General features: G+C 70.1%; 14 protein-coding genes. 6 read left to right on the forward strand and 8 right to left on the reverse strand.

Translation table 11 applies throughout. The features are described 5' to 3' along the window. Positions 1-54 precede the first annotated feature (54 nt). The 4 genes from AKH00_RS05270 to AKH00_RS05285 all read right to left on the reverse strand — a co-directional run bounded on the left by AKH00_RS05270 (position 55) and on the right by AKH00_RS05285 (position 4,728). Positions 55-555, reverse strand: a complete 501-nt coding sequence (locus AKH00_RS05270; protein WP_050721597.1) for a methylated-DNA--[protein]-cysteine S-methyltransferase — start codon at positions 553-555, stop codon at positions 55-57. Then, entirely contained in the window at positions 552-2,042 is a 1,491-nt protein-coding gene (locus AKH00_RS05275) for an AlkA N-terminal domain-containing protein (protein ID WP_050721598.1), read from the reverse strand. Before AKH00_RS05275 ends, AKH00_RS05270 begins: the two co-directional genes overlap by 4 nt. Before the next feature lie 110 nt (positions 2,043-2,152). Next, the gene (locus AKH00_RS05280) at positions 2,153-3,703 is read right to left on the reverse strand and encodes an APC family permease (protein WP_050721599.1); all 1,551 of its coding nucleotides are present in this window, start codon (positions 3,701-3,703) and stop codon (positions 2,153-2,155) included. Between the two features lie 116 nt (positions 3,704-3,819). Then, positions 3,820-4,728 (reverse strand): LysR family transcriptional regulator, encoded by a 909-nt coding sequence (locus AKH00_RS05285; protein ID WP_050721600.1) that lies wholly within the window; start codon positions 4,726-4,728, stop codon positions 3,820-3,822. 118 nt (positions 4,729-4,846) lie between these two features. Between AKH00_RS05285 and AKH00_RS05290 the strand changes: the two genes are divergently transcribed. Genes AKH00_RS05290 through AKH00_RS05310 form a run of 5 tightly spaced genes read left to right on the forward strand, consistent with a single transcriptional unit; the run spans position 4,847 to position 9,135 of the window. Continuing rightward, positions 4,847-5,344 (forward strand): YjbQ family protein, encoded by a 498-nt coding sequence (locus tag AKH00_RS05290; RefSeq protein ID WP_050721601.1) that lies wholly within the window; start codon positions 4,847-4,849, stop codon positions 5,342-5,344. Between the two features lies 1 nt (position 5,345). After that, positions 5,346-6,806, forward strand: a complete 1,461-nt coding sequence (locus tag AKH00_RS05295) for an FGGY-family carbohydrate kinase (RefSeq protein ID WP_050721602.1) — start codon at positions 5,346-5,348, stop codon at positions 6,804-6,806. An 11-nt stretch (positions 6,807-6,817) separates the two neighbouring features. Continuing rightward, on the forward strand, positions 6,818-7,624 hold the full coding sequence (locus tag AKH00_RS05300) for a sugar phosphate isomerase/epimerase family protein (protein WP_161804379.1): 807 nt from the start codon (positions 6,818-6,820) through the stop codon (positions 7,622-7,624). Next, positions 7,621-8,319, forward strand: a complete 699-nt coding sequence (locus tag AKH00_RS17965; protein ID WP_050721604.1) for a triose-phosphate isomerase — start codon at positions 7,621-7,623, stop codon at positions 8,317-8,319. The genes AKH00_RS05300 and AKH00_RS17965 overlap by 4 nt, the downstream gene beginning before the upstream one ends. A gap of 48 nt (positions 8,320-8,367) precedes the next feature. Then, positions 8,368-9,135: an SDR family oxidoreductase gene (locus tag AKH00_RS05310; RefSeq protein ID WP_050721605.1), complete on the forward strand. Its 768-nt coding sequence runs from the start codon at positions 8,368-8,370 to the stop codon at positions 9,133-9,135. A 57-nt stretch (positions 9,136-9,192) separates the two neighbouring features. Here the strand turns inward: AKH00_RS05310 and purH are convergent, their stop codons facing one another. From purH to AKH00_RS05325, 3 genes are read right to left on the reverse strand one after another with little or no spacing between them, the layout of a single operon-like run. Further along, on the reverse strand, positions 9,193-10,800 hold the full coding sequence (gene purH, locus AKH00_RS05315; protein ID WP_050721606.1) for a bifunctional phosphoribosylaminoimidazolecarboxamide formyltransferase/IMP cyclohydrolase: 1,608 nt from the start codon (positions 10,798-10,800) through the stop codon (positions 9,193-9,195). Positions 10,801-10,850: 50 nt separating this feature from the next. Next, the gene (gene purN / locus AKH00_RS05320; protein ID WP_050721607.1) at positions 10,851-11,429 is read right to left on the reverse strand and encodes a phosphoribosylglycinamide formyltransferase; all 579 of its coding nucleotides are present in this window, start codon (positions 11,427-11,429) and stop codon (positions 10,851-10,853) included. 43 nt (positions 11,430-11,472) lie between these two features. Continuing rightward, complete coding sequence (locus AKH00_RS05325) at positions 11,473-12,846, reverse strand: cell division protein PerM (protein WP_082297414.1); 1,374 nt, start codon at positions 12,844-12,846, stop codon at positions 11,473-11,475. Positions 12,847-12,938: 92 nt separating this feature from the next. Between AKH00_RS05325 and AKH00_RS05330 the strand changes: the two genes are divergently transcribed. Further along, positions 12,939-14,396, forward strand: a complete 1,458-nt coding sequence (locus AKH00_RS05330; protein ID WP_050721608.1) for an NCS2 family permease — start codon at positions 12,939-12,941, stop codon at positions 14,394-14,396. A gap of 83 nt (positions 14,397-14,479) precedes the next feature. On the opposite strand, the gene AKH00_RS05335 is transcribed toward AKH00_RS05330, so the two are convergent. Then, positions 14,480-15,055, reverse strand: a complete 576-nt coding sequence (locus AKH00_RS05335; protein ID WP_050721609.1) for a TetR/AcrR family transcriptional regulator — start codon at positions 15,053-15,055, stop codon at positions 14,480-14,482. Positions 15,056-15,084 lie beyond the last annotated feature (29 nt).

Raw genomic sequence — 15,084 nt, forward strand, 5'->3', positions numbered from 1 at the left:
CGATCCGTCCCTATTCCCGATTCGGCCCTCGTTGGCGAATCTTCGCGGTGACCCTCAGCTCCGGGCCTTCGCCTCCCGCGCCAGCAGGCGCTCCTTGACGTCGAGACCCCAGGCGAAGCCGCCGAGCGAGCCGTCGGACCGCAGCACCCGGTGGCACGGCACGAAGAGCGCCGGAGCGTTGCGTGCGCAGATCGATGCCGCCGCGCGCACGGCTCGCGGGTTGTCAAGGCGGGCCGCGAACGACGTGTACGTGAGCGGGTCACCCGGGGCGATCTCCCGCAGCGCCGCCCAGCCGGTGTGCTGCAGCGCCGTGCCCGTCTGCTTCACCGCCACGCCGTCGATCGCGGCGAGGTCTCCGTCGTAGTACGCGAGTGCGGCGAGCGCGGCGTCCGTCTCCCCTGCCTCCACGTGGTCGGGGCGGTGAGCTGCGCCGAGGCGCCCGAGGATCGCGAGCGGGTCGGCCGTCCATCCGGAGGACAGCACGCGCTGCTGCTCGTCGACGAGGATCGTGAAGGGTCCGTCCGGGGTGTCGATGGTCTGGATCCGTGCGGTCATGATGTCTCCTTCGAGGCGAGGGGGGAAGTCGTGCGGCGAGCCTGGCGCACCGGAGCGGCACGCCAGAGATGGGCGCTGAGGTAGCTGCGCCAGGGCGCGACCCGTTCGGCCCAGGCGGTGAGAGGCGCGGGATCGCCCGGCAGACCGGAGGCTGCCGCCCCGGCGCGCAGCGCGACGTCACCGGGCAGCAGGACGTCGGGGTCGCCGAGAACCCGCATGCGCACGTAGTCGGCCGTCCACGGGCCGATCCCCGGCATGGCGAGGAGGGCGGCCCGCTGCTCGGCGCCGTCGTCCCCGACGGTCAGGCGCAGCGAGCCGTCGGCCAGGGCGCCCGCCGCTCCGACGATCGCACGGATCCGGGCTGCGGGGCCGCGCAGCACTTCGCTGCCGCGCTCGGCGATCGCGGCCATGGTCGGGAAGAGAAGTCCGCCGTCGATGCGCTCGCCGAGAGCATCCGTGAGGGCGGTGAGTGCTGTACGCGCCGCGACGACCGTGATCTGCTGACCGACCATCGCGCGGATCAGCATCTCGTGCGGATCGGCGGCGCCGGGGACGCGGATGCCCGGCGTGCGCGCCACGAGCGGCACGAGCTCCGGATGGGCGCTGAGCGCGTGATCGATCGCGAGCGGATCGGCGTCGAGGTCGAAGATGCGGCGCACCGTCGAGACGAGCGGGGCGAGGTCGCCGAGCTGTGTCACCCGGGCGCGGAGGTGCAGGCGCTCCCCCGCATCCTGATTCACCTCGAACCATGCCGGGCCCCCTGCCATCCGCAGGTGCCGCGCGAACGACGTGGCAGTCGCCTCCTCGACGCCGGGGACCGCACGTGCCGACATCCACTGGAAGATCCCGGAGGCGTCGAGCGGACCACGATAGGGCAGCACGAGGTCGATCGCCCCCGGCGTCGCAGGCGTGGGCAGGCGACGGCGTGCGCGCAGCTCGCCCGGTGTCAGCCCGAAGACCTCGCGGATCGTGTCGTTGCACTGCCGGATGCTCGCGAAGCCGGCAGAGAACGCGACATCGGAGATCGCGAGGTCGGTGCCGACGAGCAGCATGCGCGCGGTGTGCGCGCGGTGCGCGCGGGCGAGCGCCAGTGGCCCCGCACCGAGCTCGGCCGACAGCAGCCGGGTGAGATGCCGCGTCGAGTACCCGAGGTGCATCGCGAGTCCGGAGACGCCCTCGCGCTCGACGACGCCGGAGGCGATGAGGCGCATCGCCCTGGCCGCGACGTCACTGCGCTGATCCCACGCGGGGGATCCGGGAGCGGCCTCGGGAAGGCAGCGCTTGCATGCGCGATAGCCTGCCTCGTGCGCGGCCGCGCTGGTCGGATAGAACGTCACGTTCTCGGGCTTCGGCGTGCGCGCGGGGCAACTGGGGCGACAGTAGATCCGCGTCGAGCGCACGGCCGCGACGAACTGTCCGTCGAAGCGCGTGTCGCGCGCGCTGATGGCGCGATATCGCTCGTCGAAGTCGATCACGGGGAAGCTCATGCCCCCACTCTGTCACGACCCGCCGACACCGGCTGGCGGAAATCGGACACGGCTGTGGAGACGGGTCGAGACCCCCGCCGAAGGGGCGGGGGTCTCGACTCAGGAGTCTGTCACGCGACGTCGGCGACGGCGCGGATCTCCTCATCCGGGTGATCCTGGGCGTAGCGCGGCCCTGCCTCCCCCTCGCGCAGGCGCCGCCGCAGAACCAGCAGCCACCACACCAGCGCGAGCGCCATGATCCCCGCGAACACATAGGCGTTGCCCGCGAACGGCGGCAGGAAGACCAGGGCCAGGTCGACTCCGAGGAAGACGACGACTCCCACGACGAGCAGCGGGATCCGCGCACGCCCGAGGTCGAAGGCGCCCTTCTCAGGAGCGGGCATCCGCCCGCGCACCGCCGCGATGAGCAGTCCGATCGTCTGCAGCAGGTAGGTCGTGAAGAACGCCAGCGTCGCGATGCCGAGGAAGTAGTTGAACGCCTGCGGGCTCACGAGCGCCGAGAGCAGCAGGAGCACGGACACCACACCGAGCGTGACGACGGACGTCGACGGGGTCTTGCGCTTCGGGGCCACGTGCCGCAGCGCACGCGAGAACGGCATCATGTTGTCTCGCGACAGCGAATACAGCAGCCGTGTGCCGACGAGCACGTTCGACAGCAGGCAGACCAGGATGTTCGTGAGAGCGATCGCGATCACGATGCGAGCCACCACCGGGCCGAGCTGCTGGCTGATGATCTCCTCGATCGGAGCGCTGGACCCGATCACGGCATCCGCGTCCTTCACCGCCAGCACGTAGACGAGGTACATCGCGAACTCGATCACGCACGACACCGCGAACGCGTAGAACATGGTCCGCGGGATGACCCGTCGCGCGTCCTTGGTCTCCTCCGCGACGTCGGCGACGGCCTCCACGCCGACCAGTCCGAAGAAGGGTCCGAGAGCGGCAGTGAACCACGCCACCATGTACGGCACCGCGTCGTCGGGGCTGTCTCCGACGAAGAGGGAGGAGAACGGCTGCGCGTTCTCGGGGGCGAAGATCAGCACGAGGGCGATGACGAGCGTCACGACGACCGTGACGACGAGCTCCAGGCCGACGCCGATGTTGTTGATGAATGTGGCCAGGCGCACCTTGTACGCGTTGATCAGCACGCACACGATCACGACGGCCACGGCGATGAGGATCTGCTCGCGCTGCTCGAGCTCCCACCCGAACACACTCCCCAGGTATCCGGCGAAGATGTAGCCGAGGCTGGTCATGCCGCTGATCCAGCCGATCAGGGCGCAGAATCCCGTGAACCACCCGAACGTGGAGCCGTTGAGCCGACTCGTCCACTGATAGGCGTATCCCGCGAGGGGGATCTTCCCCGCCACATCCGCGGCGATCAGGGTCCAGATGAGGAAGACGGGGATGGCGAGGAACAGCGTCCAGATGAACGGCGCACCCGCGTTGAGATACCCGGCCGAGAATCCGGTGAAGACCGCGGTCGTCGCGCTGATCGTCGAGAATCCGATCGCGAACGAGGCGATCCGACCCACCGAGCGGTCAAGCTTCTGCGCGTAGCCGAACTCGGCGAGACGCGCGTCCTCGTCCTCGTCCGGCCGTCGTGGCGGTGGTGTCAACGACGCGACCGATGGGTCCTTCGGGGTTCGGGAATCGACCATGGGAGCTCCTAGCGTCCTTGCTGAGGGTCGGGTGACCTCTCGCTTCAGCCCAGTGAAGCGAGCACGCCGGGCACGGCGGAAGGTCGAAGCTTCTATGTGCCGACAACCTCCGTCGATCAGTCCGCCTGATCACCCGTCGAGGCGTTGCCGAGCATGTGCTCCACGAGTCGCCGCCCCGGTGTCGTGAACCGGTCGGGGCGCCAGGCGATCGCGGTGTAGCTGGTCGGACGGTCGACGATCGGCACGAAGCGCAACCCCGGGCGATCGTAGAGGCGCACCATCGACGACGTCGTGAAGCTGATCCCCACGCCGCGAGCGACGAGCGTCACCTCGGCCTCGTAGGTCGCCGCCTCCGCCGCGATCTCCGGAGGGCGACCCCCTCGGGCGTCCGCCGCGAACCAGTAGTCGCGCCATTGGCCCGCCGACTTGGGCGCCACGATGATCGGCTCATCGAGCAGCTCGTCGATGCGGAGCTGCTCGCGGTCGGCGAGGCGGTGAGTGCGGGGAAGGCATGCGACCCAGGTCTCCTCGGCCACGACGGCCATCGCGATGTCGGGTACGTCCACGGGAGGGCGGAGCAGCGCGATGTCGGTCTGCCCCGAGGCGAGACCCGCCGTGGGATCGGAGAAGTCGAACTCCACGGTCTCGATCGTGACGCCGGGCAGCGCCTGCTCGACCCCGTCGAGGAGCTCGAAGAGCAGGTCGGCCCCGGTGCCGATCAGGTACCCGAGACGCACGTGCGCGTGATCGATGAGCGAGACGACCGCCTCGAGCGCGGCATCCACCCCGGCGAGCGCCGTCTTCACGTGCGGCAGCCACTCCCGCCCCGTCGCCGTCAACGTCACGGAGCGGGTGTCGCGATCGAAGAGACGGTCGCCGATGATCCGCTCGAGGCTCTGGATCGCGGCCGACAGGGCCGGCTGGCTGATGAACAGGCGCTCGGCCGCCCGACGGTAGTTGAGCTCCTCGCCCAGCACCGCGAAATAGCGCAGGGAACGCAGGTTCACGTCGGGCAGCGATCGCATGTCGACATCCTATTGATAGGTGCAGGTTATGTGACCATCGCCGTTCGGTCTTTCCGCACGACCGCTCCCCCGACCCAGACTGATGCGGACATCAGCACGGTCGAGACAGGAGCACCCCATGACCGCCCACCACCTCTCGTTCACGATCGAGACCCCCGCACGTCAGGAGTTCTTCGACGTCACCGAACGGATGCTGGAGTTCGTCCGCTCCTCCGGAGTACGTGACGGGATCGCGGTGGCCTACTCCGCGCACACCTCGTGCTGCGTCCTGCTGCAGGAGGAGTCCGAGGACACGACGTACTACGGCACCCAGCTGCTCCTCCAGGACACGCTGAACGTCCTCGCGAAGATCGCTCCGCCCACGCGGCACGAGGGGCAGTACCTGCACCCCGGTCCGATCCACATCCGCAACGCCGGCGAGCTGCGGGACGAGCTGCCGGAGTGGGGCCTGAACACGGACGGCCACATCCTGTCGTCGATCCTCGGGCGCTCCGAGACCATGCCGATCGTCGACGGCGAGCTCGTGCTCGGCGAATTCGGACGCATCTACTTCGGCGACCTCGATTCCGTCAGGACCCGCACCCGCACCGTGCACTTCCAGCTCCTCGGGGACTGACGTGCTGATCTACGCGGTCGATCTCGGCACCACCAATCTCAAGGTCGTGCTGTACGACGAGGAGCTGCGTCGGCTCGCGACGGCCGCGGCATCCGTCGAGTACGACCGTGAGGGCGTGCGCGTCGAGTTCGATCCTGGTCGGATCTTCGCAACCGTGATCGACCTCGTCGGCCGCTGCGCCCGCGAGGTCGACACGAGCAGGCAGGATGCCGTGATCGCCCTCACCGGCCAGGCGGAGTCGCTGGTCCTGACCGATGCCCGGGGCGATGCGGTGCGGCCGGCGATGTCCTGGCTCGACGATCGCGCGACGGCCGAGGCCGCGGAGCTGGAGCAGCACTTCGGCATCGACGAGGCCTTCGCCGTCACCGGCGAACCGACCGCGTCGTCGACGTGGCCGGCGGCGAAGCTCCGCTGGCTGCTCGCACACGAACCCGAGACGCTGGACCGCACGCGTACGGTGTCGATGATCAAGGACGACCTCGTACGCCGTCTCGTCGGCACGCCGATCGGCGAGGTCACCACCCGCGGGTTCACGTACCTGTGGGACGTGCGGGCGGGACGCTACTGGTCGGAGATGGTCGAGCACTGCGGCCTCTCGCCCGCCATGCTCCCCGAGGTGGTGCCGGCGGGCACCGACGTGGGTCCCGTGACCGACGAGGTCGTCGCCCTGCTCCCGCCGGCCGCGGGCTACCGCGTCAACATCGGCGCCCTGGACCACTTCTGCGCGATGGCCGGCACCGGATCCTACGTCGAGGGCAGCGTGAGCGAGTCCGCCGGGACCGTGCTGTCCGTCTCCGCGCTGCAGCGCGAGTGGCGCTTCGACCCCGCACGCCGGGTCTCGTTCCACGCGGGCCTCTCCGAGGGCGACACCGTGCTCTTCAACGCCTCCGACACGGGCGGCATCGCGCTCGAATGGTTCCGGACGCAGGGACTCGGAGGGATGCCGTACGCCGACCTCGAAGCAGCGCTCGCCGATCGCGTGCTCGCCGATCCTCCCCTGTTCCTGCCGTATCTGACGGGCATCAGCCCGCCCGACTTCCTCCCCCACGCGAAGGGCGCGTTCGTGGACCTCGATCTGTCGCACGACCGCATCGATCTCGCCTACGCCGTCGAGGAGGGCATCGCGCACCTCGTGCGGCGGAACGTCGAGTACCTCGACCCGGCGGCACGCGAGGTGGTGTCGACCGGAGGCGGCGCCGCATCCGCCCACCTCACCCAGCTGAAGGCCGACGTGTGCGGCCTCGAGGTCATCGTTCCCGACGAGCTCGAGGCGACGTGCCGGGGCGCGGCGGCCCTCGCGCTGCGCGCCGCCGGCCGGATCGACTCGCTCGACGATGTCGCGGCGCTCCACGCTCCCTCCTCGACGACCTATCGACCGCGTGCGTCCGCCGTACTCGACCGGGCCGCGCGATACGACCGTTTCGCCAGCGCTCTCCACCGTCTCTACGCCACCAACCGATGAAGGAAAGAACCATGAACCTCTGCTGCTCCTCCCCGATGGTGCCGGGGAGCACTCTCACCGAGAAGGCCGCGCTGCTCCGCGACTGGGGCTACGACAGCATCGCCGTGTTCCAGCCGCGCGACGCCTGGGACACGACCGTTCGCCGCGAGCTCGTCGACCTCGAGGCTCGCACCGGCATCCGCCCGGTCGAGTTCGTGCTGCTCGACGACGTCTACGGCAAGGCCATGTCGGAGGATGCCGAGCTGCGCGAGCGCTGCCGGGCCCTGTACCGCGAGTCCGCCGACGTGTGCGCCGAGATCGGCGCGGTCATGGAGATCGAGTTCGAGTACGGCGCGCAGGACCCGCTGCCCCTCTTCGACGTGCACCGACAGCTCACGGATGCGCAGACCCTGGCCTTCGTGGACTTCTACAGCGAGATGCTCGACCTCGTCGCCGGCACGGACGCGCGCGTGCTGCTGGAGCCGATCAACCGCTACGAGAGCGGCTACCTCAACCGCGTCTCCGACAACCTGCGCATCATCGAGGCGGTGGATCACCCGAACGCCGGCCTGCTGCCGGACCTCTTCCACATGTCGATCGAGGAGGCCGACCCCGCGCAGGCCCTGCGCGACGCCGGCGACCGCATCGTGCACGTGCACCTTGGCGACAGCAACCGTCTGCTGCCCGGCGACGGACACCTCGACTGGCGCGGCATCGTCGACGCCCTCCGCGACGTCGGGTACACGGGCGCGCTGAACCTGGAGTGCTCGACGAACGGAGACCCCGCCGTGACGCTGCCCCGGACGGCCGCGTTCCTTCGTGAGCTGATCGGCTCGTGAACGCGGTGCTGACCGCGCCGTTCTTCGAGATCGGACCCAAGAACCTGCTGCGCCGCCGCGAGCTCGAACGACTGGCCGTCGCCGCGGGAGGCGCAGGTCGCGAGCACGGCATCGCCGTCGTCCTCACCGTGCCGACCGCGATGGTCGCGCCGATCGCGGCGCTCGACAGCGGCGTGCTCGTCTTCGCGCAGGGGATGGATGCCGAGCCGCTCGGCCCGTCCATGAACCGGGTCACCGCGGAGGCGCTGGAGGATGCCGGGGCTGTCGGAGTCATGCTCAACCACGACGCCGACCCGCTCGACGACGCGGCTCTCACCGTCGCTCTCCAGCGCGCCGGCGAGGTCGGCCTCGCGACCATCGTGTGCGCGGCGACGGATACCGACGCGCGACGCTTCGCGGGGCTGCGCCCCTCCGCCGTGCTCTTCGAGCCGCCGTCGCTGATCGGCGCACAAGGCACGGGCGACCGCGACTGGATCGCGCCGTCGACGCGTGCGATCCACGAGGCCGCTCCCGGCGTGCTGGCCATGCACGCGGGCGGGGTCTCGACACCGGAGATCGCTCTGCGCATCATGGCGGCCGGCGCCGATGCGACCGGCTCGACGAGCGGCATCCTCTCGTCGGCGGACCCCGCGGCCGCTGCTGCGGAGTTCATCAGCGCGGCACGAGCCGGCTGGGATGCGACCCGCACCCCCTGAACCACTCATCGACCATCGACTCAGCAACACCAGACAAGGAGCATCATCATGGACACCAGCCTGAAGGGCAGGACCGCCGTCATCACCGGCGGCGCACGAGGCATCGGACTCGCGGTCGCGCGGTCGCTGGCCGCCGAAGGGGCGGACATCGCCCTGCTCGACCTGCTCGACGTCGTCGACGAATCGGCGGCGGCGATCGCGCGTGACTTCGGCGTGCGGGCGATCGGACGGCGTCTCGACGTCACCGATCAGGAGGCGACCGACGCGGTCTTCGACGAGATCGCTGCGGAACTGGGCGTACCGCAGGTGCTGCTCACAGCGGCGGGCATCGAGATCAACGAGGACTCGATCGAGGTGTCGGCGCGCAACTGGCGCAAGGTCATCGACGTGAACCTCACCGGCACGTTCTTCTCGGCGCAGGCGTTCGGGCGCGGGCTGCTGCGCGCCGGCGTGCCGGGCAGCGCCGTGCTCATCTCGTCGATGTCGGGCGAGATCGTCAACGTGCCGCAGTGGGCCGCGTCGTACAACTCGTCCAAGGCCGCGGTCGCGCACCTCGCGAAGTCGCTCGCCGTCGAGTGGGCCGCCTCCGACATCCGCGTCAACTCGATCGCGCCCGGCTACGTGCTCACCGACCTCACGAAGGAGATCCTCGAGCGGGAGCCCGAGCTCGAGGCCGACTGGGTCGCCCGCATCCCGCAGGGCCGCATGGCGACCCCGGAAGACCTCACAGGCCTCGTGATCTTCCTCGCGTCCGACGCATCGAGCTACCTCACGGCGCAGCAGATCGTGATCGACGGCGGCTACACCGCGGTCTGAAGACGGGAACGGCGCCGGATCCCTCGGATCCGGCGCCGTTCGCGTGCACGGAGGCGGTCAGTGGAAGAAGTGGCGCTCGCCCGTGAAGAACATCGTCACGCCGGCCTTGCGCGCGGCGTCGACGACCTCCTCGTCGCGGACCGATCCCCCCGGCTGCACGATCGCCGTGATGCCGGCGTCGAGGAGCACCTGAGGGCCGTCGGCGAAGGGGAAGAAGGCATCGGATGCCGCGACCGACCCGGCCGCGCGGTCGCCGGCGCGCTCGACGGCCAGACGGCACGAGTCGACCCGGTTGACCTGACCCATGCCGACGCCGACCGTCGCGTTGTCCTTCGCGAGCACGATCGCGTTCGACTTCACGGCGCGGCAGGCCTTCCACGCGAAGATGAGGTTCTCCATCTCCTCGTCGCTCGGACGCTCGCCGGACACGAGCTCCCAGTTCTTCGCGACCGAGCCGATGTCGTCGGGGAAGCGGTCCGCGTCCTGCAGCAGCAGTCCGCCCGAGACGAGGCGCACGTCCATCCGCTCCTGCTGCCAGTCGGCCGGCAGCTGCAGCAGACGCAGGTTCTTCTTGGCCTTGAAGACCTCGAGCGCGGCGGGCTCGAAGGACGGCGCGACGATGACCTCGGTGAAGATGTCCTTGAGGTTCTCGGCCATCTTCAGGGTCACGGTGCCGTTCGCGGCGATCACGCCGCCGTACGCCGAGACCGGGTCGCACTCGTGGGCGCGCAGGTGGGCGCTGGCGATCGGGTCGAGGGCGTTCGGCGCCGTGGTCGCGATGCCGCACGGGTTGGCGTGCTTGATGATCGCGACGGCCGGCTTCACCATGTCGTACGCGGCGCGCAGCGCGGCATCCGCGTCCACGTAGTTGTTGTACGACATCTCCTTGCCCTGCAGCTGCGTGGCCTGGGCGATGCCGTGACCGCCCGCACGCGTGTAGATCGCGCCGCGCTGGTGCGAGTTCTCGCCGTAGCGCAGGGTCGCGAGGCGCTCGGCCTGGATCGTGAGGTGCGCCGGGAGGTCCTCGCCGTCGCTGAGCGTGCCCTCCGCGAACCAAGAGGCCACGGCGGTGTCGTAGGCGGCGGTGTGCGCGAAGGCGCGGGCCGCGAGCTCACGACGCTGGGACAGGGCCGTGCCTCCGGCCTCGATCGCGCTGATGATGCCGGGGTAGGACTGCGGCGAGACGACGATCGCGACGTTCGCGTGGTTCTTGGCGGCCGCGCGCACCATGGCGGGCCCGCCGATGTCGATCTGCTCGACGACGTCGTCGCCCTCGGCTCCGGAGGCGACGGTCTCGACGAAGGGGTACAGGTTGACGACCACGAGCTCGAAGGGCTCGATGCCGAGCTCGGCCAGCTGACGCTCATGGTCTTCGAGACGCAGATCGGCGAGCACCGCCCCGTGCACCTTGGGGTGCAGCGTCTTCACGCGACCGTCGAGCATCTCCGCCATTCCGGTCACGGTGGCGACGTCGGTCACCTCGTGACCGGCCTCGCGGATGGTGGCCGCGGTCGACCCCGTCGAGACGATCTCGACGCCGGCAGCAGCGAGGGCCGCGGCGAGCTCGAGGAGGCCGGTCTTGTCGCTCACGGAGACGAGCGCACGGCGGATCCGGACGGTGTCGCGGTCGCGGTAGAGCGAGTGGTCGTGGCGGGGGCCGGCCATGGAAGGACTCCTTCGAGCGAGAGACGTGCGTGGATGGAAGAGGAAAACGGTCAGTTCAGGGACAGCTCACCGGTGGCGATGCGGCGCACCACGTCGATGAGGAGGCGGCGCTCGACGGGCTTGATGCGCTCGTGCAGGCTGTGCTCGGTGTCGCCGTCGTGGATCGGCACGCGCTCCTGAGCGAGGATCGGCCCGGTGTCGACGCCGTCGTCGACCACGATGACGCTCGCACCGGTCTCGGAGACGCCCGCCGCGAGCGCATCGCGGACGCCGTGGGCGCCAGGGAACTCCGGCAGGTAGGCCGGGTGCGTGTTGATGAGGCGCGGCGAGTGGGCCGCCACGAGCGAGGCCGGCAGCAGACGCATGAGCCCGCTGAGCACCACGAGGTCGGCGTTCCACACGGCGAGCTGTCGCCCGAGCTCCTCGCCCCAGGACTCGCGGTTCTCGTGCTCGTGCCAGGGGACCGTGAAGCTCGGGATGCCGAACTCCTCGGCGTGAGCCAGGCCGTCGGCCTGACGGTCGGCTCCGACCACCACGATCCGGGCAGGGAAATCGGGGTGACGAGCGGCCTCGAGGAGGGCGCGAAGATTCGAGCCGGTGCCCGAGATGAGAACGGCGACCGTGAGCACGCGCCCAGTCTACCCGGGGCCTGCCGAGGCCTCCGACCTCGTGTCAGTCGATCGGATCCGCGGGGTCGCGGCGCGGGAGCCGGAACCCCTCGTCGCTCTGCACCGTCGCGCCGAGCGGCGAGGTCTCGAAGTCGGGACGGTCGAGACGATCGTCGAACGCCGGGGCGGATGCGGCCATCTCGGCCCTCCACCGATCCGTGCGCTCTTCCGCGAGCTCGTCACGGTGCCGTGGAGACAGGAGCAGGATCGCAGCGCCGACCAGCACCTCGGCGCCCAGGGCGAGGGCGAAGGCGAGCGGTGCGGGGCCGGTCTCGGCGAGGCGGCCCGGACCGCTCGAGCCCGAGGCGAGCACCGCGGCGATGGCGGCGACTCCCGCCGTGAGGGCGCCGATGCCCGCGGCGATCGCGAGCCGCGGGCCTGTGCCGAGCGGAGTGCCCTCCCACACGAGGCGCGAGCGCACCGCCCATCCCGCGAACGCACCGGCGCCGATCGGCAGGAGGATCACGATCAGCATCCAGATCGACGTGTTCTCGGGAAGCAGTCCGAACAGCGGGATGCCGGGGACCACGCCGAGCTGCGTGCCTGCGGGCGACACGGCGGTGCCCGCCCCGACGGCGAAGCCGGGACCCGCGAGCCACGACACCGCCCACACGATCACGGTGGGGAGGAACGCGAGCTGGCCGAGCGTGAGCACGGTCGCGCCGAGCGCATCGACCCGCGAAGCCTGGAACAGGGCGACGACGTCTCCCCCGCGCAGGAGCGTCATGAGGGCGACGGCGAGAGCTCCGATGGCCGTGACCGCGGTGACCGCGATCGCCGTGCCCCGCACCGCCGCCGCCGGCACCGGACCCCAGTCGCCCCAGGAGTCCACGATGTCGTGCACACGGTCGATCAGGCCGCCGTCGCCGTCCTCCCACACCGTGCGCACGGCTCCGGCGACCGCGCCGAGCAGATAGACGGCCGGCGGCAGCAGTATCGCCAGCGCGAGCGGCGTGTGGGCGGCGTCGATGCGAGCGGTGAGAGCGACGGCGGCCGCGATCACGAGCATCGTGGCCGTCCCCGCGCCGACGCCGAGCGGCCAGGCGCCCGCGCGCGCCGCGCGCGTTCCGGAGCGCGCGGCGAACAGCAGGGTGAAGACGAGCAGCGCGAGCGGGGTCACCGAGAGGGTGAACGCCGCGGCCTCCGGCGCGATGCCGACCGATCGGACGATCTCGGTCGACAGATCGATGCTCAGCGGAGCCCCATGGCCGAACTGCCACAGCGTCCCCGTGAGCGGCCAGAGCGCGCCCCAGTCGGCGGCGCCGCCGAAGGCGAAGGTCCACAGCAGCGTCAGCGGCGCCAGCAGCACGGCGAGGCCGACCGCAGCCGCGATGGCGGCGTCGACGGCGGCGAGGATCGCGACGAGGAGGCGTTGCATAGCGCTTTCGAGACTACGACGAGAACCCCCGCCGCGCCCGCGGGCGCGCGCGGGACGGCCGACACGATATCGTCTCCCACGGAGGTTTCCCGATGTCAACTGCCCCGTCCCCCACACGTCCCACCGCACCCGCGAACGCCCTGGACCGCTTCTTCGAGATCAGCAAGCGCGGATCCACGATCGGCACCGAGGTCCGAGGGGGTCTGGTGACGTTCGTCACGATGGCCTACATCGTGATCCTCAACCCGATCATCCTGTCCGGATCGGCCGACGTCGACGGCAATTCGCTCGACTTCAGCGCGGTCGGCGCCGCCACGTCGCTGACGGCCGGCGTCATGACGATCCTGTTCGGCGTCATCACGCGCCTGCCGTTCGGCTTCGCGGCCGGCCTCGGCATCAACGCGTTCGTCGCGTTCTCGGTGGTCGGCCAGGTGACGTGGCCCGAGGCGATGGCCCTGGTGATGATCAACGGTCTCGTGATCGTGCTGCTCGCCGTGACCGGCCTGCGCAAGATGATCTTCGACGCCGTGCCGTTCCAGCTCAAGATCGCCATCACCGTCGGCATCGGACTGTTCATCGCGTTCATCGGCTTCGTGAACTCCGGCTTCGTCACGGCGACTCTGGCCGCATCGCCGCCCGTCGGGCTCGGCGTCGGCGGGTCCGTCGCCACGGTTCCGACCGTGCTCTTCATCGTCACGCTGATCATCACCGGCATCCTCGTGGCCCGCAAGGTCAAGGGCGGCCTGCTGATCGGACTCGTGTCCGGCACCGTCCTCGCGGTCATCGTCGAGGCGATCTGGCACCTCGGCGCCGCCGCCGACGGCAACGCCGGCGGCTGGGGCCTCACGGTCCCGGCGCTCTCCGGTGTGCCGTTCAGCCTGCCCGACCTCAGCCTCGTCGGCGCCGTGGACTTCGGCTTCGATCTCAGCAAGGTCAGCCTCGTCGCGATCGTCATGATCGTCTTCACCCTGGTGTTCTCGAACTTCTTCGACGCCATGGGAACCATGACGGGCCTCGCGAAGGAGGCCGAGCTCGCCGATGAGAAGGGCGACTTCCCGCGCATCAAGTCCGCGCTCGTCGTGGAGGGCGTCGGCGCGATCATCGGCGGTGGCACGTCGTCGTCGTCGAGCACCGTGTTCATCGAGTCCGGCGCGGGCATCGGCGAGGGCGCGCGCACCGGATTCGCGAACGTCATCACGGGCGCGTTGTTCCTGCTCGCGATGTTCCTCACGCCGCTCACCTCGATCGTGCCCACCGAGATCGCCGCCGCTGCGCTCGTGATCGTCGGCGCGATGATGATGGCGCAGATCAAGTACATCGATCTGACGGACTTCGGCGTGCTGCTGCCGGTGTTCCTCACCGTCACGGTCATGCCGCTCACGTACTCGATCGCCAACGGCATCGGGGCGGGCTTCGTCAGCTGGGTGCTGATCCAGGCGGTGTCCGGCAAGGCGAAGCGCATCAGCCCGTTGCTGTGGGTCGTCGCCGCCGGCTTCGTGATCTTCTTCGCACGGGGCCCGATCGAGGCGCTGTTCGGCGTCGGGGTCTGACCCGCGCACCTCGCAGATCGACACGAACTTCGGACGCCTCCACCGAGGACGTCCGGAGTTCGTGTCGTTCTGCGTGATCTGCGTCAGCCTGTGACCGCGTCGAGAAGCCGGTCGAGCGCCTCGTGCCCGCGCACGCGTGCATCCTCGTCGTCCGTTCGTCCGCTGAGCCAGACAGCCAGCTCGTTCATCGCACCGGACAGCGCGGCGGTGAGAGGGTCGAGCAATGCGGGAGCGAGCCCGAGCTCTGCAAGGCCTTGTCTCAGCTCCCGCGCGGGCCCTGCGCCGTCGAGCCGACGCCAGTCCTCCCAGCTGAGCACGGCTGGACCGTCGACCAAGAGCACCCGCGCAGCCGGACCCCGGGTGATCGCGTCGAGGAACGCATGACTCCCTCGGCGCAGTGCGGCGCGGGTGTCGTTCGTGTCACCCGTGGCGGCGACGATGGCCTCCGCCACGGCCTGCTGCTGCACCTGCGCTACGGCCGCGAACAGTCCGGCTTTCGACGTGTAGTGGTGATAGACCGCGCCGCGGGTGACATCGGCCGCACGCGCGATGGCGTCGACGGATGAGATGGCGAACCCCCGCTCGGCGAAGTGCTCGGTAGCAGCGCCGAGGATGCGAGCGGCAGTGAGGGCGGCGTCGGAGGCGGAAGCGCGAGGCATGGAGTTCCTTTACGTGCGACTTGTATGTA

It is taken from the genome of Microbacterium sp. GCS4 (assembly GCF_001262495.1).
GTDB lineage: Bacteria > Actinomycetota > Actinomycetes > Actinomycetales > Microbacteriaceae > Microbacterium.